Source organism: Paenimyroides tangerinum, from assembly GCF_003865405.1.
GTDB classification, from domain to species: Bacteria; Bacteroidota; Bacteroidia; order Flavobacteriales; family Flavobacteriaceae; genus Flavobacterium; species Flavobacterium tangerinum.
The window spans coordinates 1-21,515 of record NZ_RQVQ01000040.1; the positions used below are offsets into that span (position 1 = coordinate 1).

Sequence of the window (21,515 nt, forward strand, 5' to 3'; positions counted from 1 at the left end):
GAAGAAGTGAAATAATATTTTTTTCATAATAGAAAAACCTCCAATCTGAAAAGATTGGAGGTTTTGGTTTTAAAAATTTGGTTCCCAAATAATTCGTGTCAAAAAATCTAAGTCAAATTCTTTTGATTTAATCGGAATTCCTGAAACAATTCCGATGGCCAAATTGTGTAAAATACCCACCTTTATTTGTGGTCTCATAATATATTCAATAGAACCTTTTTCTAGACGTAAATTATTTTCAATTCCTATAAAATGGCTCGAATTTGGAACCATATAATGTACACTCGCATTTAATTGCCAATTGGTTTGTGTGTGTTTTTCTTTAAAGTTATATTCAAATTCAGGACCTGTATATATTAAGGTGCTAAATTGATTGAAATTTTTTGCAGCAATAAAAAATGGAGTTGCTAAGAATCCTTTAAATAAAGTTGATTCTTTTTTGAATTGATTGGTATTTACAAATTCCATTTCATGCATATAGCCAATCGCAAGTGAAGTTTGATGTTTTTCGTTGACTAAAAAAGTATATTGTGTAGCTAATTTAATTCCGTCGATTTTATTAAAGTTTTGTCCTAAATTATTTTTAGTAAAGCTCAATGGAATTTCTACTTCAAGTCCCAATCTATCTGCTGCTGCCCATTCATATTCAATAAATGCGTTTTGTTCTTTTTTGTTTTTATAATTTAAAATTCCATATCCGATATTAAATTCAGCTTCGCCTTTTCTTGCGCCTAAATCTCGCATTAAATCAATGAATAATGGTTCGGCGTGTTTTACTTTTGTGAGATTTTTTAAAGAATCATTTGGTTTTAATTCTATTTCTTGGGCGTTAGTGAAATTTACTAAGGTTAATGCTAGAAGTGTTGTAAATAAAAGTTTCATTTGTTTTAATTTTGGAACAAATGTATTTTCGGAAATAGGAAAGAATTTGGAATGTTATGATTAAGACAGCTTTTTTACCATTTATTGATTCAGAATCGGAAATTATTATTTTAGGAACGTTTCCAAGTGAAAAGTCTTTAGATAGAATGGAATATTACGGAAATAAACAAAATCAGTTTTGGAAATTGATTTATGATGTTTATGAAACAGAATACGAATCGGTTTACTCAGAAAGACTTTTGTTTTTAAAGGAAAATAAAGTTGCGCTTTGGGATATTTTTCAATCATGCGAACGCAAAGGAAGTTTAGATTCTAATATTATGCATCCAGAAGCTAATGATTTTGAAAAGCTATTTGCTAATTATCCGAATTTAATTAAGATTGTTTTTTCGAGTAAGAATGCTTATAATTATTATAAGAAATATGTAGGTAATAATTTTGGCAAAGAAATTTTAATTATGCCGTCAACGAGTGGTTTATATGCATCGATGAATTATAATGATAAATTAGAAATTTGGAAAAAAATTAAATAAAAAAAATCCAATCTGAAAAGATTGGATTTTTTAACGCACTAATAAACTAAGATGACAGGTTTATCGTATACGATCTGCAGATTTTACAAGATCTTCGTCCTTTTTGATGGCTTTATTAGCTAGTGCTAATAAAATGATAGAAACAACAGGAAGAAACATCCCAATACCTTTCTCTGAAACCGAAGCTTCTCCAGATAAATTTAGAGATTGATACACAAATAATCCTAGTAATATAAAGTTCAATATCATGTTCAATCTGTTATATACAAATTGAGTTTGTCTTTTTTTGTAACCTAATAAAGAAATAATAGCTAAAGCAGTACTTAATCCAAAACCAATTACGAACATTGTATTTTGTCCTGCGTAAAAATCAGCACCTTGTACATTTTTCCATAAAGGAAAGACAAGAGATAATATTCCTGAAACAACAAATGTTAAAAATAGGTAAATAGATTGTATTCTTTGAATCATTATGAATAGGTTTGAGACAAATTTACATTTTCTTTTTTTAAAATAACTATTGTTTATAAAAAAAAAATCGTAATATTGCATAGTATTGTTGTAACTGCTTCATTGTGCGACGATTCAGATTTTTAAAAAAATCACTCACTTCTTATTAAAAAATCTTTACATTTAATTAAACATCAATACTTATATGTTTGACATCTCTTTATTAAAAGATATGAAGCTTACAGAGCTACAAGAAATCGCAAAGCAAGTTGATATTAAAAAATATCGTGCTATGAAAAAAGATGTTCTTATAACGAATATTATAGAATTTCAAGAAGCTCAAATTCAAAAAGAAACTAAGCCTGAAAAAATATCTAAACCTCGTCAAGATGTTAAAAGTACGGATAACAAACCTAAACGCAAGCGAATTGTAAATCCTGAAATAGCTGAGAATACAGAAAATCTTCAACCTGAAATTAAAGAAACTCCTGTAGATGAACAAATCAAAACTGAGGTTATTCAAGAAACTACACCAGAAGTAATTCAAGATGTAGCTCCAGAGCGAGAATCTCCAAAAGAAGTTGTTACTGAAAGCCCTAGAAAGGAAGTTAGCGTTAAAGCTAAGCCTACAAATCGCAATACAAACGAGCGTACAAATACAAAAGATAGAAATTCGAATAAACAACAACGTACACATTCGATTCCTACAAAAAATACAAACAACGATTCGGTTTCAAATCCTACAGAAACTAAAGAAGTTGAAGAAAATGTTGCAACAGAAACTGAAAAACCAGTTCATCCAAATCAACATAACAACAACAAAGCGAATCAAAACAATCCAAATCAAAAAAATAAAAATAGCAACAACAATAATAATCGCAAACCTAATTTCAGGGAAGCTGATTATGAATTTGATGGTATTATTGAAAGTGAAGGAGTTCTAGAAATGATGCCTGATGGTTATGGTTTCTTACGTTCTTCGGATTATGGATATTTTTCTTCGCCAGATGATATTTATTTATCACAATCTCAGGTTCGTCTTTTTGGATTAAAAACAGGAGATACGGTTCGTGGAGTGGTTCGTCCACCAAAAGAAGGAGAGAAGTTTTTTCCATTAGTTCGTGTTACAAAAATTAATGGACACAATCCAGAAGAAGTTCGAGATAGAACTTCATTTGAGCATTTAACGCCTTTATTCCCTAACGAAAAATTTAATTTATCTGACTCAAATAGTACGTTATCAACTCGTATTATTGATTTGTTTGCTCCGATTGGTAAAGGTCAACGTGGAATGATTGTTGCTCAGCCAAAAACGGGTAAAACAATGCTGCTAAAAGAAATTGCAAATACAATCGCAAGAAATCATCCTGAAGTTTATTTGATTGTTCTTTTGATTGACGAACGTCCAGAAGAGGTTACCGATATGCAACGCAGTGTTCGTGGAGAAGTTGTTGCTTCTACTTTCGATGAACCAGCAGAAAAACACGTAAAACTTGCAAATATTGTTTTAGAAAAAGCAAAACGTTTGGTTGAATGCGGACACGATGTAGTGATTCTTTTAGATTCGATTACGCGTTTGGCTCGTGCATACAATACGGTTCAGCCTGCTTCAGGTAAAGTTTTATCGGGTGGAGTTGATGCAAATGCATTACAAAAACCGAAACGTTTCTTTGGTGCAGCTCGTAACATTGAAAACGGAGGTTCGTTGAGTATTATCGCTACGGCGTTAACCGAAACTGGTTCTAAAATGGATGAGGTAATCTTTGAAGAATTTAAAGGTACAGGTAATATGGAGTTACAATTGGATAGAAAAATTGCAAATCGTAGAATTTTCCCAGCAGTTGATTTAACTTCTTCTAGTACAAGACGTGATGATTTACTTCAAAGTCCTGAAATATTAAATAAAATGTGGATTGTTCGCAGACATTTAGCTGATATGAATGCGGTTGAAGCGACAAATCTTATTTTTGATAAAATCAAGAAATCTTCTTCAAATGAAGAATTTTTAAAAATGATGAACGATTAATCGATTCAATATATAAAGAGAAACCTTCCCAATAATTTGCGGAAGGTTTTTTTATTCTTCTAAGTTTTCGTTGAAAGTTGATGGTAAAATTTGCGGAATTAACTTTATTAAAATCGGTAATAATAAACTTCCGCCTGGTAAAACAAATATAGTCAATGATGGAATGGTTTTACACAATTCAATCAATTGCTTTTTTATGTGTTTTCTTTCTTTTTCGTCTAAATTTTTATGCGTTGATTTGGCTAATAAATAAACCAATTCTTTGTTGTTTTTCAATTCTTTAGCTAGAATATTTTTGTTGCGTTCTAGCAATAATAAAATGGATGAAGAAGTGTGTTTATAAAATTTCTTAACAGGATGTGCAAATTGAAAATACGGAATTTCGTGTTTATTAGTTTCTATAAAATGTTTGATTGCACAATTACTTTCAATAATATCTTCATTTGTTAAGTATAATTTTTTTCCGACTTGTTTCAAGAATTCAAGTTCGTTTTCTTCTAAAATTTCATCACGCCACATCACCATATTTGTGATGTCTAAAATGTAGTTTCTACCAAAATAGGTTATAAAAACATTAAAATCAATTTCATCAAAAGATTTTGTAGCTAGTTCTTTTGCAGAAAATCGTAATGAATTTTCAAATATTCTTTGGATGATTTCGTCATATTTGGTTTTAACAGATTTTTCGTTGTAAGCCAAGTAAACCAAATTTAAAAGCGTTTTTTCTAAATGTTTGAAGAAATCTAAAACTTCGGTTTCGTTATGTAAATAGCGTTTAAAACTTACAATATCTATAAAAAGTAAAGCATTGGTTAAACTATGCGAAAATGATTTTTCAACAATATTTGAAGCATTTTGAACGCGTTGGTCAATGATTTTCTCTAACGATTGTTTGATTCCGTTTGATGATGGTAGTATGTATGAAAAAAACAAATTCGCTTTATAGGTAGAAATGACATCATAAAAAGCTTTTACTTTTTTAAAAAACAAATCGATATCTGTTGATTGTGTTGTCGTGACATAGGTTTTGAATAAACTATGAATCAGAACTATTTTGGTCATTTCTTCGTTGGTCCATTTTTCTTTAGGTATTTCCTCAAACGGAACTGAAGTTGTATAGCCGTAAATGAAACCTGATTTTCTGATTTTTTTGTACAGTTCGATTTCATCAACTTCGTTTTGAAATGATGTTACGGTTTCAGAAAAATATTTGGTTATCCAATTGCTCTTGGAAGGATTCATTTTTTAATTTTTTTTTAAAATTATTACTTTTTTATCTATTTAAAGCGAATTTAATTTTAAAATTTGATTGTGATTAGAACTTGCGTTAGGGATTGAAGAGGAAATCCTTTTTGAAACGAAGTGAAAAAAGATTGAAACGGAAAGCCCGACGTTTAGAAAACGACGTTAGGAGTTTTTGTAAACGGAACGCCATAAAAAAAATCTCTAAAAAATTAGAGATTTCTATATTATTCTTCTGTTGCTTTCCCAGCTTTGCGGAAAATAAAATTACCGTAGATGTGTCTTTTAGCAAAACGATTGTACGAATCTGCATTAACCATTTTGATATACGTGTTTCTAGGAACTCCAATGTATTCGTATTTCTCACCGTTTAAATGTTCGATGATTAAGACTTGTTTTTCAAATTGAAAATCTAAAATGTTCGAAGTTGCAATGGTTTCAGCGTAGGCTTCTTTGTTTTTTTCGTGCGTTTCGTTATTGATACTAACCAAAAAATGATAAGCCTCGATTACCGTTTTACTGTTTTCTTCAGCCTCGATTCTACCAGCTTCGTTGTCAACAAATTTATCCGGATGCGCATCCTTCATAGTGTTTCTGTAAATGTTTTTCAACTCTTTTAAAGTAACATCTTTGTCAACTCCAATAAGTTTTCTGTATTCTATAACTCTTTTCATGTTTTGATTTCTTGTAAAGTGTGCAAAAGTAAGGTTTTATATTTGATTTTCAAGGTCAGGTTTTGGAATTAACTAATAAATAACTTAAAGTCTATTTTTCTATAAATTGAGGCAAAGTATTGAAAGAATTTATTTGTTTTTCCTAAAGGAAAGTTTTTATAACTAAAAGCACCTCGTTTATCTTATTTTCAATATTTATGAATATTGAAATATTCGTTTAGATTCTTTTGTTGATAAAACCATGTTAGATTCTTTTTGGTTCTCAAACGAAGAAGAAGATGAGGATTTTGATGAGGAATTCGAGGATTAAATCAATTATTTTTATTAAGTATTGATTATATTTTAGTGTTTTTGTCTGTTTAAAAGATATAAAATCAAAATAAATAACTATTAATTTTTTTGTTAGTTTTTTTTTTATATATTTCCGAAAAATATGCGATGAAAGTAAAATTAGAGCTAGAATTTCAAATCAATTCTTCACCCCAATTATTGTATCAATATATTTCAAGTCCTTCTGGGTTATCGGAATGGTTTGCAGATAATGTAAATTCAAGAGGTGAGTTTTATGATTTTGAATGGGATGAAACAATTGAAAAAGCTAAATTATCCAATAAGAAAACAGACGAAAAAATTAAGTTCAGATGGTTAGATGATAATGGTAGCGAAACCGAGTACTTTTTTGAATTGAAAATTGTAAAAGACGAATTGACAAAAGATGTAATTTTAGTCATTACAGATTTTGCCGAAGAAGATGATATAGATGGTCATTCTCTACTTTGGGAAAAGCAAATTTCCGATTTAAAAAAGGTTTTAGGTTCGGCATAAAATAAATATAATACTATATTTGCTCTGTATTTTTACAGAGCTTTTTTTATGATAAATTTTAACGGAGATTTGGTTCAAAATTCGAATCAAAGTATTGAAAAAAATAGAGGTTTTCTATTTGGTGATGCAGTTTTTGAAACGCTAAAAGTATTAGATAATAAGATATTATTTTTAGAAGATCATTATTTTAGATTAATGGCTTCAATGCGAGTTTTAAGAATGGAAATTCCTATGGATTTTACCATGGAATACATGGAAGAGCAAATTTTGAAAACCATTTCTTGTTTTGATTCTAATGCAATTTCATTTCGTGTTCGAGTTACTTTTTTTAGAGATTCGGAAGGATTGTATTTGCCGTTAGATAATAAATCCACTAAATTTTTGATTCAAGTTTCTCCATTAGAAAATGCAATTTATATTAATAACTCAAACGAATATGAAATCGAAATTTATAAAGATTTCTATGTAACAAAGCAGTTATTATCTTCATTAAAAACTACAAATAAACTAATTAATGTTACCGCTTCTATTTTTGCAGAAGAGAATGGTTATCAAAATTGTCTATTGGTTAATAATGAAAAAAACATTGTTGAAGCTATAAATTCCAATATCTTTATTGTAAACGGAAAAACGATTAAAACACCACCAATTTCAGATGGTTGTGTAAATGGAATTATTCGTAAGCAGATTATCGAATTAATTTCAAAATCTGATGAATTTACTTTGGAAGAAGTTTCTATTTCTCCTTTCGAGTTACAAAAAGCAGATGAAATTTTCTTAACAAATATAATATCAGGTATTCAATCTGTTTCAAAATATAAAAAGAAAGAATACGTTTCTGAAATTGCAAACCAGTTATTGATAAAATTAAATGCCAAAATCAGATTAAGTTAATTTAAAACTGGATCTTCTGGAGCATTGCACCAAATAATCTGTTTGTTGCCAAAAGTCATCATAAGTTCTTTCCATAAATTGGAAGGAACTTTTTTTAATATACTATTTGTGAAAATATTGGTTTTAAATAACCATGAATTCGTATCAATTTCATTTTTTAATTGTTCAAAATCCCATCCAGTATAACCTAAAAAGAATCGAATATCTGATTTTTTTAATTGGTTATTATTTAATGATTCGATAATTTTATTAAAATCTCCACCCCAAAATATACCATCCGAAATTTCAATGCTGTTTGGAATTATCTCAGGTTTAGTGTGTATGAAATATAGATTTTCAGGTTCAACGGGGCCGCCATAAAAGATACTGAAATTGCAATCAGTATCTAAAATGATGTCTTTAAGTTTAATATTTAATTTTTTGTTTAGAATAAAGCCTAAACTTCCATTAGAACTGTGTTCAGTAAGTAAAATTACAGAACGATTAAAATTCAAATCATTCAAAATATTTGCATCTGCAATTATTAGATTTCCGATTTTCATTTTGGCATCATTCATAAAGTCTATTTTTTAGAATAAAAATAATAAAAAAAAGTATCGTATTAAAAAAAACCACCCTTTTTTGGATGGTTTTTATTTTTAATGCTTGAAAAGATTTATTTTTTCTTCTTAGCAGGTGGAGCAGTATTAACTGAAGCTTCTAAATCAGCACCAGCTTTGAATTTCACTACATTTTTAGCAGCAATTGCAATTGCTTTTCCTGTTTGAGGGTTTCTTCCTTCTCTTGCTTCTCTTTTAGATACTGACCAAGATCCAAATCCTACTAATGCAACTTTATCTCCTTTTTTCAAAGTTTCAGATACGTTTTTTAAGAATGACTCTAATGCGCTTTTAGCCGCTACTTTTGTGATACCTGCATCTGCTGCAATTGCATCGATTAAATCAGTTTTGTTCATATAATCTTTTTTTTTAATTGGTTAAATAAATAATTAACTATTACAAATTTAAAAGTTATATGTTATTATGCAAGTATTTATCAAAAAAAAATGAAAATATTTTATTTTTTTATGCTTTATTTCCGTCCTGAGAAAAAAGTTTTTATTTTTTAGTTACAAAAAGCATTATTAGTGAAACTCACTCCATTTAATAAATCTTTCGTATTCAGTTTCTTTTTTCCAGGAAACTGTAAGCTCAGAACCTCAATAAAACCGTTGGTTACGGCAATTTTCAATGTTTTTTTGTCGGATACAATTGTGCCAGGTTTTAAGTTGTGTTTTTCTAAAATTACTTCTGTATCGTAGATTTTCACATTCCATTGCTTGTCTTCATCATTGAAAAAAGTCCATGCTGCAGGATAAGGATGTAAGCCTCTAATATGGTTGAAAATAACCTCAGATTCTTGGTTCCAATCAATTTTACAATTGTCTTTATTTAATTTATAAGCTGTTTTTTCTTCTTTTTCCGGTTGAATTTCAGTAACAACGTTACCTTCTTCGATTAATTTAAGAGTTTCAATAACCGTTTCGCTACCTAAATTCATTAATTTGTCATGTAATTCTCCAGCAGTTTCTTTTGGTAAAATTTCAATTTCTTTCTTCAAAATGATTGCTCCTGTGTCAATTTTTTCATCAATAAAGAAAGTAGAAACTCCTGTTTTGGTTTCCCCATTAATAATCGCCCAATTTATTGGTGCTGCACCACGATAATCTGGTAAAAGTGAAGCGTGTAAATTAAATGTTCCTAAAGCTGGCATTTTCCAAACCACTTCTGGTAACATTCTAAAAGCTACAACAACTTGCAGATTTGCATTTAAAGCTTTTAATTCTTCGATGAAAGATTCAGCTTTTAAATTAGTAGGTTGTAATAAATGTAAATTATTTGCTAAAGCATATTCTTTAACGGCAGAAACCGATAGTTTTTGACCGCGACCTGCTGGTTTATCAGGAGCTGTGATTACTCCAACTATTTCGTAATTATTTTTATAAATGGCATCTAAAATCCCAACTGCAAAATCGGGTGTACCCATAAAAACGATTCGTAATTTTTCCATTTATTTTAATTTGTATTTGATGTTGTTATATGTTATTTTTCCTTCGTCAACTAATTCGTTTAAGATTTCGATTAATAAATTAGAAGGTAGTTTTGTTTCATTCTGAATTTCTTGCGAATCGATTTCATCTGTTTTAAGAAGTTCTAAGATTTTCTTTTTGAAATTTTCTTTCGAAAATGCTATCTGTTTTTCTTTTCTTTTTGATGTACAAACAGAACACGTTTGGCAATCTTCAGTTGTTGTTTCATCAAAATAAGTTAAAATTAATCTGCTTTTACATATATCTCGATTTTCAACATAATCAACCATCGCTTCAAATTGTTGAAGTTTGATTTTATTTTGTTGTTTCAGATGTTTTACCGCTCTGTTTATGGTAATTTCATCTTCACGAATTTCATTTAAAACAATCGTTGTGTCGTTATCTAAATTAGAAAAAGTACATAAGCCTTTATTTTGCCAAGTGTTTATTATTTCAATAATCTTAACTTCTGGAATATTAATCTTTTTTGAGATTGCTCTTAAATCAATGTTTGTTTCAATTTCGTTTGTTCCGCGATAATTATGAATAATATGAATAAATAATTTTTCTTCAAACGCATTTTGATTCATGTAATTCAAAATTTCATCGTTAGAAACAATAAAATGAATATACGTTTTATAAGAAAAATTTTGAGTTAATGTGATAATTCCTTGTCGGTCTAAAAACAGAAATGCTTGATAGGTTTTGTTGACTGGAAGTTTAAATTTTTCACAGAATGTTTTTAGATTGAAATCAATAACTTGTTCAAAACCTTCTCCATAAGCAATCTGATTGTGGTTTACGAACTTTTTATAAACTAAAACCAAAAAATCTTTATCAATAATTCCATCATGAAATTGCGATTTATATTTCTCAATATTCGATTGACTTATCAAAATAGTTGCAAAAGATTTTTCGCCGTTTCTTCCAGCTCGTCCAGCTTCTTGATAATAACTTTCGATGTTTTCTGGAATTTGTAAATGGATTACATTTCTTACATTTCCTTTATCAATTCCCATTCCAAATGCGTTTGTCGAAACCATAACTTGAGTTTTTTCATCAAGCCATTTTTCTAACTTTTGCTTTTTTTCTTTCGAATTTAAACCGCCGTGAAAAAAGTCAGCTTTAATTCCAATATTTTGTAAAATGCTAGATATTTCGACTGTCATTCGTCTATTTCTTACATAAACGATTGCTGTTTCTGGTTGTTTGGTTAAAATGCGATGTAATAAAGATTCTGAATTATCAGAAATATAAACGCCGTAAGCAATCTCTTTACGTTTGAAACTTTTCTTGAAAATCTCAGGATTATCTAAACGTAAATTCTCAATAATATCTTGTTTAACTCTTTCATTTGCAGAAGCGGTTAAAGCTATAAAAGGCGTTTCTGGAAAAAAATCTTTCAATTTTCCGATTTCCAAATAAGATGGACGAAAATCATGTCCCCATTGCGAAACACAATGCGCTTCGTCAATCGCGATTAAATCTATTGGAAGGTTGGTAATTCGTTCAAGAATCCAATCTTGTTTTAAGCGTTCTGGTGAAAGGTAGAGAAATTTGTAATTTCCGAATTGGCAATTATCTAAAATATTTGAGATTTCTTCTGTTGATAAACTTCCTGCTAAAGAAGTTGCTTTGATTCCTCGTTGTTTCAAATTGCTAATTTGGTCATCCATCAAAGCAATCAATGGCGAAATAACCAAACAAACACCTTCAGAAAGTAAAGCAGGAATTTGAAAACAAATACTTTTTCCTCCTCCAGTTGGTAAAAGTGCAAACGTATCTTTCTTATCTAAAACGGATTGGATAATTGCTTCTTGTGGACTTCTGAAAGAATCATGATCCCAATATTTTTTTAATAAATGTTGCGCTTCAAACAAGATATTTCTATTAAAGTTTACTAAAATTAGTAAAAATTAGATTGAATTACAACTGACTTAGAATATATTCAATGCGTGTGTCTAAATCAGCTTTTGGAACTTCGTTTAAAACGTAACCATAACTTTGATAAGTCTCGATTAAATGATCGTGAATTAATTGTGCTTGACCAAAACTTTCATAGCGTTCGTTATCGCTAATAAAGATGTCTTCCCAAGGAGGAAGGATAAAAATTTTAGTGTAAATGTGAGCCTTGCAAGCTTTATGAAATTCTACAGGATATGAGTCGCCGATATAATGCATATAAGCCAAAACATCAGGAATTCCTCTATCGATAAATACAATATCGGAAGCTTCATTTTGTGCATTGTTAAATTGTTTGACTCTGCCTTCAAGAAGTAATTCACTAAATAAAAGAGGTTCTTTTAAAAATAATTGATCAATTCCTTTTTTCTTAGCTTCAAGAGTTACTTCTCTTGAAATTTCTGGATAACAAATATAACCACGTTCAGATAATCCATCAATAATGGTAGTTTTGCCCGAACCCGGTCCGCCGATAAGTAATATAATTTGTTTGCTCACTTTTTAAAATAAAAACGCAAAGTTAAAACAATTATATTGTTTAGGAAAAATGTTTTAACTTTAGATTTGAATTAAATTATAAATTCCTACGTATATTTGTAATTGCAATATTTAATTTTATGGATCAGAAAACAAAAGAGTTTTACGAAAGACTAAAAGAAAATTTAGAAAACACAACTGAAAGTTGGCCTTTAGAGTATTTATATAAATTTATTGTACCAACAAATGAAGAAAGTGTTAAGCTTGTTTATAAGGCATTTGATGGTTTAGGAGCCGTGATTAAAACAAAACACTCAAGTACTGGTAAATTTACAAGTGTTTCAGTAAATGTTGTGATGCCTAGTTCTGATTTAATTATTGAAAAATATAAAGAAGTTTCTTCAATTGAAGGAATTGTTTCTTTATAAACCTTTTTTTTATGAAATTTAATCCAAAAGAAGCCATTCAAGAATTGGAATATAATGCAGAACGTACCGATTTGGTTTTACCAGAATACGGTCGTCATCTGCATAAATTGATTGATCAAATTATCAAAATTGAGGATAAAGAAACTCGTAATAAAGCTGCAAATTATGTAATTGATATTATGGGAAGTATGAATCCGCACTTACGTGATGTTCCAGATTTTCAACATAAATTATGGGATCAATTATTTAAAATGTCTAAGTTTAAGTTAGATGTAGATTCTCCATATCCAATTCCAAATGCGGATTCAATTTCAATAAAACCTGCAGAATTAGCTTATCCACAGAATTTTCCTAAATATCGTTTTTATGGAAACAATATAACTTATATGATTAACAAAGCATTGAGTTGGGAACCTGGCGAAATGCGTGATGCATTAATAATCGTTATTGCAAATCACATGAAAAAAAGTTATTTAAGTTGGAACAAAGAAACGGTTGCTGATGGAGTTATTTTTGAACATCTTTATGATCTTTCTAAAGGAGAAATTGATTTAGCAAAAACAACTGAAAATTTATCTAATTCGTCTGATTTAATCCGAGTGAATAAAAAACAGACGAACAAAAGTAATTTCAGTTCGAATAATAACAAAAACAACACACATAATAACAATAACAATAACGGAAAAATAAAACGTTTTGTTAAACCAAACAACGGTCAGAATAACAACAATCAAAATACAAGAAAAGGATAATCGTTAAATGGGTACATTTAAAATAGAAGGAGGAATTCCTTTACAAGGAGAGGTTCAACCACAAGGAGCCAAAAATGAAGCATTACAAGTTTTATGTGCTGTTTTATTAACATCAGAAAAAGTTACAATATCTAATATTCCAGATATTATTGATGTTAATAAGTTGATTACATTATTAGGTAATTTAGGAGTTAAAATTGAAAAGTTAGATAGAAATACCTATACTTTTCAAGCCGATAATGTAGATTTAGATTATCTAAAATCAGATGCTTTTCGTGAAGAAGGAAAATCGTTAAGAGGTTCAATCATGATTGTTGGTCCTTTATTAGCTCGTTTTGGTCAAGGATATATTCCTAAACCAGGAGGTGACAAAATTGGACGACGCAGGTTAGATACTCATTTTGATGGTTTTATTAATCTTGGTGCAACTTTTAGATACAATCGCGAAGAATATTTTTATGGAGTTGAAGCTCCGAATGGTTTAAAAGGCGCATATATGTTGCTTGATGAAGCTTCAGTTACAGGAACAGCTAATATTTTAATGGCTGCTGTTTTAGCTGAAGGAACGACAACCATTTACAATGCTGCATGTGAACCTTATATTCAGCAATTGTGTGATATGTTAGTTGCCATGGGAGCTAATATTTCAGGAATTGGATCTAATTTGTTAGTAATAAATGGAGTTCAAGAATTGCGTGGATGCGAGCATAGAATTCTTCCAGATATGATTGAGATTGGTTCTTGGATTGGATTAGCTGCAATGACAAGAAGCGAAATTACCATAAAAAATGTTTCTTGGGATTCTTTAGGAATTATTCCTACAGCTTTTGGGAAATTAGGAATTAGGATGGAAAAACGTAATGACGATATTTATATTCCAGCTCATACAAACGGATATGAAATTCAGAATTATATTGATGGTTCAATTCTTACAATGGCAGATGCGCCTTGGCCAGGATTGACACCAGATTTGTTAAGTATAATTTTGGTAGTAGCAACTCAAGCAAGAGGTGAAGTTTTGATTCACCAAAAAATGTTTGAAAGCCGTTTGTTCTTCGTTGATAAATTGATTGATATGGGAGCAAAAATCATTCTTTGTGATCCTCATAGAGCTGTGATTATCGGACATGATTTCAAATCTCAATTAAAAGCAACTAAGATGACTTCGCCAGATATTCGTGCAGGAATTTCATTATTAATAGCTGCGCTTTCTGCAAAAGGAATAAGTGTGATTCAGAATATAGATCAAATTGATCGTGGATATGAAGATATCGATATTCGTTTAAAAGCTTTAGGAGCTAAGATAGAACGAGTGGATTAATTTCATTTTTATATTATTTTTTGAATACTGTATATGATAAAAAAGCCTTTAGAAATTTTCTAAAGGCTTTTATCTTATTTATAATCTCCACTTCTGTTTGGACTTTTTGGTTTTGGCCATTCTTGTGGTTTACCATCTTTATCCAAAGATAAAACTCGTTTTTCATTTGAAATTTCATTTTCATCTTGTGCCGCTTGATAAGTCAATATGGCCGTTAAAATTACGTTTCGTTTTAGTTCGTTAAACAAAATTTTATCGTAACTATCTCGGTTAGTATGCCAAGTATAACCACCGTATCCCCAATTTTGCGAACCCAAATTGAACGCAGGAACTCCATAAGGAATAAATGCTGCGTTATCTGTTCCACCGGTTCCAGGTGTTCCTGGGAAAGTTGTTTTTACGTCTTTTGTAATTTCAGAAGGAACATTATCTAACCAACGTCCTAAATAATCATAGGCATTTACATAACCTTGTCCGCTCAAATTTACAATGCGTCCCGTTCCGGAATCTTGATTAAACGAAACAACCGTATTTTTCATAATCTCGGGGTTGTCTTCGGCGTAAGCACGTGAACCGTTTAATCCTTGTTCTTCAGAATCCCAATGTCCAATGATAATGGTACGTTTTGGATTTGGTAAAACTTCTTTTAAAATTCGAGCAACCTCCATCATTGTTATCGTTCCTGTTCCGTTATCGGTTGCGCCTTGTGAGCCATCCCAAGAATCTAAATGTGCAGAAAGTAAAACATATTCGTTTGGTTTTTCGGTTCCACGAATAGTTGCAATCGTATTAAAAGTTTCGGTTTTTCCAAAATCTTTAGATTGTATATTAATTTTCATTTTCGGATGCTTTCCTTTTGATGCCAATCGGTATAATAAACCATAATCTTCTAAAGCGACATCGACCATCGGAATTTTATTTGTCTTGGCACTGAAAATACGATTTGCACCTAATTCACCCGACCAAAAAGAAGAAACGATTCCTACGGCTCCCGCATTTTCCAAAGCCTCAATTAATTGATTTGTTGTGTAACCTGTGATTTTTAAATTATCGTTCCATTGTTCTAAAGCTAAAGCTTTTTCACGTTTAATCATTTCATAATCTCCAGCTAACGAATGCTCTTTTAATTGGCTGTCTGGACGTCCGTATTTTTGATACATCGAGACCAAAACAATTTTTCCTTTTACGGTTTTTAGCCAATTATTAAAATCGGAATTAGAGTTGAAAGTTGGAATAGCAATTACTTCTGCCTCAACAGGTTTTTTTGTAGCTAAATTCCAAGCTAATTGAGTTCCTTCAAGAGATTTAATTCTTGGATAAGTCATCTCTAATTGCGAAGTTCCACGTTGCCAACTTTTCCACTGTCCGTAAGGTTGTACTTCGGTTTCAATTCCCCAGTTTTTATAGTTTTCAATCACCCAATCACTTGCTTGTTTCATTTCTGGCGAACCAACCAAACGCGGTCCGATAACATCTAATAATTCAAAAGCCATATTTTCTAATTGTGATTCGTTATTGGCTTTTTCGATAATATCGACTACATATTGAGGAGCATTTTCTTGAGCAATAACCACTTGTGCCTGAGCAGAAATAGTGAATGCAAAAGCAGTTAATAAACTTATTTTTTGTGTAGGTTTAAACATTTTAGTTTTTTTTCTAAACTAAAACATTTTCAGTTTACTGTAAAATAAAAAATAAATTTTTATAAAGAAATTATTTAGCTGAATGTTGATAAAGTATGCCTTTGTCAAACGCAACCCATTTACTAGCTTTGATTCCAGCAGTTTTTAAGGCATCATTTGTCCATGAATTGCAAGTAAAGAAGATTGAATAGGAGCGATGTGCTTCGTAAAAAGCATCGTTTTGACCATATTGTGCTGTGGTTTCAATAAGTTGAGGTTTTGAATCGCTTCCAAGTTCAATACTATTTTCAATATATTTAATCAAGTTTTGATATTGAGTATCTGTAATTTGAATGCTCTTTGTTGATTCATCTAATTGGATGTTATTGTAATAAGTAACGTGAAGAGCAGTTTCGCCAATTCCGGTTGCAGCAACAAAAGCAGTTGAAGCTTTTAAATCTTTCCATTCTGGAGTATTTAGATAAAATCCTTTATCGCCCCAGCCAATTGCGATGTATTTAAAATCGTTTTTTTTACCTAAAGTGTTTTCAAATGAAAATAGTGTTGACCAATCGATGAATACGGTTTTTGTTGGTAGAACCAAATCAGTGTGAACTCCATTACTCATTACGTACATTGTTATGTTTTTTGGTTCAGAATTTCCTGTATCATTTACAGAAATTCGTGATAAAATACGTTCTGAAAGAAGGTAGATTCCGATTAAAACGATTAATGTTATAATCGTAAATAAAATGTATTTGAAAATTTTTTTAAGCATAAGTGGGTTGATTTATTAATTAAAAAAAAAGCAGTAACAAAACGCTACTGCTTTCTAATATTAAAGATATGAAAAATTATTTGTTTTTGATAGCGGCTTTTATAAATCCGTTTCCGTAAGCAGTAGTTTTATAATAACCGCGTTCTGTTTTGAATTGATAACCTTTGTTTTGAACATCTTTTCTAATGAAACGATTTAATTCACAGTGTTCAAGATGGTCGTAATTGTAGTTTGGTAAAATCGAATTTTCACAACTTAGAATTCCCAATCGAATTAAGTTCTCAAGATATAAATGCAAATTATCTTTATGTAAAATATTAAGATTATGCTCTTCAATTAAATGGTTGTGTTTTTCTAAAATCATCTCTGAATTTCCAGAATTTTCATCCTTAATTTGAATGATATCAACAAATGGGATTTTATTGTTTTCTAAAAATACATTTAAAATATTTACTTCATCTGGAGTTAAATATTTGATCGTATCTACAAAACTTGGATGAACTATTCCGATTGAATTTTTATCCATTGCATTTGCCAACAGATTTACATAAAGATTTTTTAAATTTTCTGAATCGACAACAAATTTTAATCCTTCAAGAATTGGTGCTGCTACATAAACTGCTGGAGTTTGTAAATTTTCTTGTGATACTCCATTTAATTTATTAGATAATAAAGAATCAATATTAGAAATTGTTTTGTCAAAATTACCAATCAAATCTTTCAAAGGATATAATAAAGCAACTTCTCTTGAAGTTTCTATATTCGAAACATTTGATTCCTTTAAAATTGTACGATCAGCTTCAACCTTAGATTCTATTTCTGAAATTTCAGTAGATTTTGTTTCTGTAATTTCATCTTCAGATTTATCTTCAATTGCTAAAATATTCTGTTCTGAATCAGTAGGTTGAACTAAATTAGTTTCCGTAATTTCATCTTCAGATTCAGTTTCAATTGCTAAAATATTCTGATCTGAATCAATAGGTTGAATTAAATTAGTTTCCGTAATCTCATCTTCAGATTTATTTTCAATTGCTTGATTATTCTCTTCTGAATTAATAGGTTGGATTAAATTAGTTTCCGTAATTTCATCATTGGATTCAGATTCAATTGCTAAAACTTCATTTGAATTTGTTTCAAGATTTGCAATTTCACTATCTGAGTTCTGTTGTTTGTTTTTCTTAAACTCTTTTAAGCCACTGAAAGTCGAAGGGATTTTATTGGGAACCAAACCATAAATAAAACGACGATTAGTCCAAACGGCAAGAATAAAATAAAACCCACAAATCAACCACATTTGAATAAAGATTTCTTTTATCTCTACTAATGAAGCTCCAGCTTGAGATAATGCTAAAAATCCTTTTACACCAATTGTACTTGGGAAGAAGAATCCCATAACTTTTATCCAAAGTGGAAAAGCAACAATTGGATATGAAACACCTCCCATCATTAATGCAGGAATAGAAAATACTGTCAAAAGCATAATTGTATCTTCACGATTTCTGAAAATGTTCATCAGTGATTGTCCTAAAAAGGTAATTGCAAGAACAACCGGAATTAAAAATACAATGACTTCGAATAAGTTTCCTCTTTGTGGAATGGTGAAAATATGAAAGACGACCAATATTCCCATTAAAAGCATTGCCATTGAAATCACTAGATAAGGTAAAGCTCTTCCGATGGTCATAAAGAAATATCCAAAACGTCCTCTTGCCATTGAGAAATTAGAAATGAAAGTATCATTTTCTCTCATTGTTCCGTACAAAACGCCCATTCCTGTTAATTGCAAGGTTTGTAATGCAATAATCAATACAACCGGAATCAAGAAAATGGCGTAACCTTCTTCTAAATTATATAATGGATTTGCGATGATGTTAAACGGTTTACTCGAAGCAACAGCCTGTTTCATTGGTTCACCACTCATCATGGTTTGTTTCAATTGCAATTCTCCTGTAAAAGCACCTAAAGCATTAGTTACTGCTTGTAATGTTTTATCGTAATACAACATATAAGACGCATCACTATAAATAGCTATCGAAGCATTTCCGCCACTAAGTTGAAGTTGTCTCGAAAAATCTTTTGGAATTAAAATAACACCGTTTACTTTACCTTGTTCAAATAGTTTTCTTCCTTCTTCTAAGCTTGTTGCATCATAAGCTATTTCTAACGATTCGGTTTCGTTTAGCATACGACGAATCTGATGCGAAATCGTCGTTTGGTCATTATCTACATAAGCAACTGGAAGATTCGTGAAAATCTCAGGACTGTAAACAAACGTATAGAAAAAGTAAACTAAGGTGACGAAAATAATGTAAATTTCGATTACCGCAGAATCTTTGAAAATAAGTTCTTTTTCCTTCTTTGCAGTTTCAAAAATTATAGCAAAAGAGTTTGTGATTTTTTTAAGCATCATAACCTCCTTTCTTTAATTTTTTATTATATAATGGGATTCCAATTACTCCTAGAATGGCAAAAATAGCAAAGCCAATCGCATAGCCTTTTTGTTCTTCGTTAAAAGAAATTCCTCGAATAGCAAAATCAACAATAAATCGCATATACGAAGTGAATGGGAAAATATAACATAGATATTGAACAAAAGTACTCATTCCTAAAGCGGGGAAAGTATATCCTGCAAACGAAAAGGCTAAAGCAGCATAATCTCCACCAATAGTTAGAGCCGTTCTAAAACTTGTAGTAATTGAAGCGATAAATAATCCCACACTTTGTAAAACGATTACAAATGCAAAGAAAATTAAGTTTACACCTAAAAAACTTCCCTTTAACGGAGTTCCAATTTTATAATACAATAAGGCATTCATTAAGAAACCTAGTGCACAAAATATAATGGTATAAGGTAAAATTTTTCCGAAAATTACCGCATAAACATTATCATTTGCAAATTCAAGAAGTTCTTTTCCTTTTCTGTGTTTTAAAACTAAACCAAATGTATAAACGGCCATTATCATTACCATAATTTGCAAAGCCATTGGCATAAATGCAATGTTTAAGTAATAATTATAACTTGTATACGGATTGTATAAAACGTGTAAATCTGTATTAATTGGTAATATTGAACCTAATGCTTGATCTGGTGATAACCCTTTTTGTTCTAAGGTTTCTAATACAACACCAGCCATAAATGTTTGCGCAACCGTTTGGAAGTCCTTAAGAATAATTGCTCCTGAAAGCAAATACTGACCATTATAAAAACAAGTTACAGAAGTGTAATTTCCTTTGAAAACGTTTTTTTGAAAGTTTTTAGGAATGATGATAAACGCATAGGCATCATTTTTACGAACCAAAGTTTCTCCTTCTTGTTCACTGTTTACGTAATATGCTAAATCAATTGTTGCAGTCGATTCTAGCATAAGGCCCAATTGTCTTGAAAGTGGCGTTTTATCTTGGTCTAAAATTGCTACAGGTAATTTCGTAGGAACGCCTTGTTCCATTAATGAAGTATAGTAGGCAAAAATAAAAAAAGGCACCCCAAATAATATCACTAATAAGCGAGGTGTACTAAATATTCTTACCCATTCTTCAAAAAATATTTTAAAAAAGTTTTTTTTCACAACCTGTATCTAAAAGATTTTATTTTAAATCTGCTTCATCAATTAAAGCACTCATTCCTGGTCTTAATCCTTCAACTCTGTTTACAGGATAAGCTTTGATTAAGAAAGTTCTCATATCAAAATCACCTTGAGATTTAGTTGCATTCCAAGTAGCAAAATCACCTTGAGCGGCTACATATCTTACTTCTAACATAATTTTTTTGTTATCTAAACCTGGAATAATCGCTTCGAATTTAGTTCCATTTTTAAACTTAGAAAGCATCGTTTCTTTAATATTAAAGTAAACCCAAATATCATCAACATCGATTAAATTAATAATCGGGTACCCCATATTAATAATTTCACCTGCATTTGGCATAATCGTTAAAATTTCTCCACGACGAGGCGCTCTAACGTGACCTTCTTCTCTTAAAAGTTCTATTGTCTTTACTGCGCCTGATGCTTGTGTAACTTGAGCTTTTGCAACAGTTTTATCTTCTGAACGAGCTCCACTTTTTACCATTTCATAATTTGCTTTTGCAGCACTTTCTGCATTTAAAGTAACTTGATATTGTGTGTAAGCTTCGTCACGTTTTTGAGCTGCGATTACTTTATCATTATATAAATTTTCTAAACGATTATACGTTTTTAATGCTAATTCTTTGCCAGCTTTAGCTTGTTGCCAAATGTTGTAAGTCGCTAAAATTTCTTGTGAACGAGCTCCAGCATCAACCTTTTTATTAACAGCTTCAGCTGCTGTTCTCATTGATTCAACTTGCGATAATTGGGAATCGATTTCAGGTGTACTAATGATTGCTAATACTTGATTCATATCAACAAAATCACCTTCTTTTACTAAGATAGAATCTATTCTCCCAGGTATTTTTGAAGCTACGTTAATTTGTTTTGCTTCAACTTGACCTTGTAAATACGAAACTGATGGTGCACTCATATACCAAAGTGCCACAGCTAAAATTACAAGTATTACAAAAACTCCTAATACAGCGTTTATTATTTTATTTTTCATGAGGTTGTA

The 21,515-nt window shown here is 30.5% G+C and carries 21 protein-coding genes; 7 read left to right on the forward strand and 14 right to left on the reverse strand.

From position 1 onward, the window contains the following. Window positions 1-69: 69 nt before the first annotated feature. A complete protein-coding gene (locus tag EG240_RS13565; RefSeq protein WP_125019902.1) occupies window positions 70-882 on the reverse strand; it encodes an HAEPLYID family protein in 813 nt (270 codons plus the stop codon). 56 nt (window positions 883-938) lie between these two features. On the opposite strand from EG240_RS13565, the gene EG240_RS13570 reads away from it, so the two are divergent. Beyond that, window positions 939-1,415, forward strand: a complete 477-nt coding sequence (locus tag EG240_RS13570) for a DNA-deoxyinosine glycosylase (protein WP_235830387.1) — start codon at window positions 939-941, stop codon at window positions 1,413-1,415. A 60-nt stretch (window positions 1,416-1,475) separates the two neighbouring features. Here the strand turns inward: EG240_RS13570 and EG240_RS13575 are convergent, their stop codons facing one another. Further along, entirely contained in the window at window positions 1,476-1,886 is a 411-nt protein-coding gene (locus EG240_RS13575) for a DUF4293 domain-containing protein (protein ID WP_125019903.1), read from the reverse strand. A 184-nt stretch (window positions 1,887-2,070) separates the two neighbouring features. On the opposite strand from EG240_RS13575, the gene rho reads away from it, so the two are divergent. Beyond that, window positions 2,071-3,891 (forward strand): transcription termination factor Rho, encoded by a 1,821-nt coding sequence (rho, locus tag EG240_RS13580; protein ID WP_125019904.1) that lies wholly within the window; start codon window positions 2,071-2,073, stop codon window positions 3,889-3,891. A 51-nt stretch (window positions 3,892-3,942) separates the two neighbouring features. Here the strand turns inward: rho and EG240_RS13585 are convergent, their stop codons facing one another. Both EG240_RS13585 and EG240_RS13590 read right to left on the reverse strand, forming a co-directional pair. After that, window positions 3,943-5,133 carry an LETM1-related biofilm-associated protein gene (locus tag EG240_RS13585; protein ID WP_125019905.1) on the reverse strand — a complete coding sequence of 397 codons (1,191 nt, stop codon included), beginning with the start codon at window positions 5,131-5,133 and terminating at the stop codon, window positions 3,943-3,945. Window positions 5,134-5,360: 227 nt separating this feature from the next. Then, window positions 5,361-5,807, reverse strand: a complete 447-nt coding sequence (locus tag EG240_RS13590) for a KTSC domain-containing protein (RefSeq protein WP_125019906.1) — start codon at window positions 5,805-5,807, stop codon at window positions 5,361-5,363. A 438-nt stretch (window positions 5,808-6,245) separates the two neighbouring features. Here EG240_RS13590 and EG240_RS13595 point away from each other — a divergent pair, with 438 nt between their 5' ends. Both EG240_RS13595 and EG240_RS13600 read left to right on the forward strand, forming a co-directional pair. Beyond that, window positions 6,246-6,632: an START-like domain-containing protein gene (locus EG240_RS13595; protein ID WP_162497968.1), complete on the forward strand. Its 387-nt coding sequence runs from the start codon at window positions 6,246-6,248 to the stop codon at window positions 6,630-6,632. A gap of 48 nt (window positions 6,633-6,680) precedes the next feature. Next, complete coding sequence (locus EG240_RS13600; protein WP_125019907.1) at window positions 6,681-7,526, forward strand: aminotransferase class IV; 846 nt, start codon at window positions 6,681-6,683, stop codon at window positions 7,524-7,526. Here EG240_RS13600 and EG240_RS13605 read toward each other — a convergent pair. The 5 genes from EG240_RS13605 to EG240_RS13625 all read right to left on the reverse strand — a co-directional run bounded on the left by EG240_RS13605 (window position 7,523) and on the right by EG240_RS13625 (window position 12,054). Continuing rightward, window positions 7,523-8,083 (reverse strand): YqgE/AlgH family protein, encoded by a 561-nt coding sequence (locus tag EG240_RS13605; RefSeq protein WP_125019908.1) that lies wholly within the window; start codon window positions 8,081-8,083, stop codon window positions 7,523-7,525. The genes EG240_RS13600 and EG240_RS13605 overlap by 4 nt on opposite strands. Before the next feature lie 98 nt (window positions 8,084-8,181). Further along, window positions 8,182-8,481, reverse strand: coding sequence for an HU family DNA-binding protein (locus tag EG240_RS13610; protein ID WP_125019909.1), 300 nt, complete (start codon window positions 8,479-8,481; stop codon window positions 8,182-8,184). 149 nt (window positions 8,482-8,630) lie between these two features. Then, window positions 8,631-9,575, reverse strand: a complete 945-nt coding sequence (fmt, locus tag EG240_RS13615; RefSeq protein ID WP_125019910.1) for a methionyl-tRNA formyltransferase — start codon at window positions 9,573-9,575, stop codon at window positions 8,631-8,633. Next, complete coding sequence (locus tag EG240_RS13620) at window positions 9,576-11,474, reverse strand: RecQ family ATP-dependent DNA helicase (RefSeq protein ID WP_125019911.1); 1,899 nt, start codon at window positions 11,472-11,474, stop codon at window positions 9,576-9,578. It lies immediately after the preceding gene. Window positions 11,475-11,520: 46 nt separating this feature from the next. After that, on the reverse strand, window positions 11,521-12,054 hold the full coding sequence (locus EG240_RS13625; RefSeq protein WP_125019912.1) for an AAA family ATPase: 534 nt from the start codon (window positions 12,052-12,054) through the stop codon (window positions 11,521-11,523). A gap of 119 nt (window positions 12,055-12,173) precedes the next feature. On the opposite strand from EG240_RS13625, the gene EG240_RS13630 reads away from it, so the two are divergent. The 3 genes from EG240_RS13630 to murA are packed head-to-tail and all read left to right on the forward strand — an operon-like array spanning window position 12,174 to window position 14,534. Beyond that, a complete protein-coding gene (locus tag EG240_RS13630) occupies window positions 12,174-12,461 on the forward strand; it encodes a DUF493 family protein (RefSeq protein ID WP_125019913.1) in 288 nt (95 codons plus the stop codon). 11 nt (window positions 12,462-12,472) lie between these two features. Beyond that, a complete protein-coding gene (locus tag EG240_RS13635; protein ID WP_125019914.1) occupies window positions 12,473-13,213 on the forward strand; it encodes a DUF4290 domain-containing protein in 741 nt (246 codons plus the stop codon). A gap of 7 nt (window positions 13,214-13,220) precedes the next feature. Continuing rightward, window positions 13,221-14,534, forward strand: coding sequence for a UDP-N-acetylglucosamine 1-carboxyvinyltransferase (gene murA / locus EG240_RS13640; RefSeq protein WP_125019915.1), 1,314 nt, complete (start codon window positions 13,221-13,223; stop codon window positions 14,532-14,534). 74 nt (window positions 14,535-14,608) lie between these two features. Here the strand turns inward: murA and EG240_RS13645 are convergent, their stop codons facing one another. From EG240_RS13645 to EG240_RS13665, 5 genes are all read right to left on the reverse strand, one after another. Continuing rightward, on the reverse strand, window positions 14,609-16,177 hold the full coding sequence (locus tag EG240_RS13645; RefSeq protein WP_125019916.1) for a M28 family peptidase: 1,569 nt from the start codon (window positions 16,175-16,177) through the stop codon (window positions 14,609-14,611). A gap of 70 nt (window positions 16,178-16,247) precedes the next feature. After that, entirely contained in the window at window positions 16,248-16,934 is a 687-nt protein-coding gene (locus EG240_RS13650; RefSeq protein ID WP_203229321.1) for a TIGR02117 family protein, read from the reverse strand. Window positions 16,935-17,010: 76 nt separating this feature from the next. After that, window positions 17,011-19,344 carry an Abi-alpha family protein gene (locus EG240_RS13655; protein WP_125019917.1) on the reverse strand — a complete coding sequence of 778 codons (2,334 nt, stop codon included), beginning with the start codon at window positions 19,342-19,344 and terminating at the stop codon, window positions 17,011-17,013. Beyond that, entirely contained in the window at window positions 19,334-20,500 is a 1,167-nt protein-coding gene (locus EG240_RS13660; protein WP_125019918.1) for an ABC transporter permease, read from the reverse strand. Before EG240_RS13660 ends, EG240_RS13655 begins: the two co-directional genes overlap by 11 nt. Window positions 20,501-20,519: 19 nt before the next feature. Further along, the gene (locus EG240_RS13665) at window positions 20,520-21,506 is read right to left on the reverse strand and encodes an HlyD family secretion protein (RefSeq protein WP_125019919.1); all 987 of its coding nucleotides are present in this window, start codon (window positions 21,504-21,506) and stop codon (window positions 20,520-20,522) included. Window positions 21,507-21,515 lie beyond the last annotated feature (9 nt).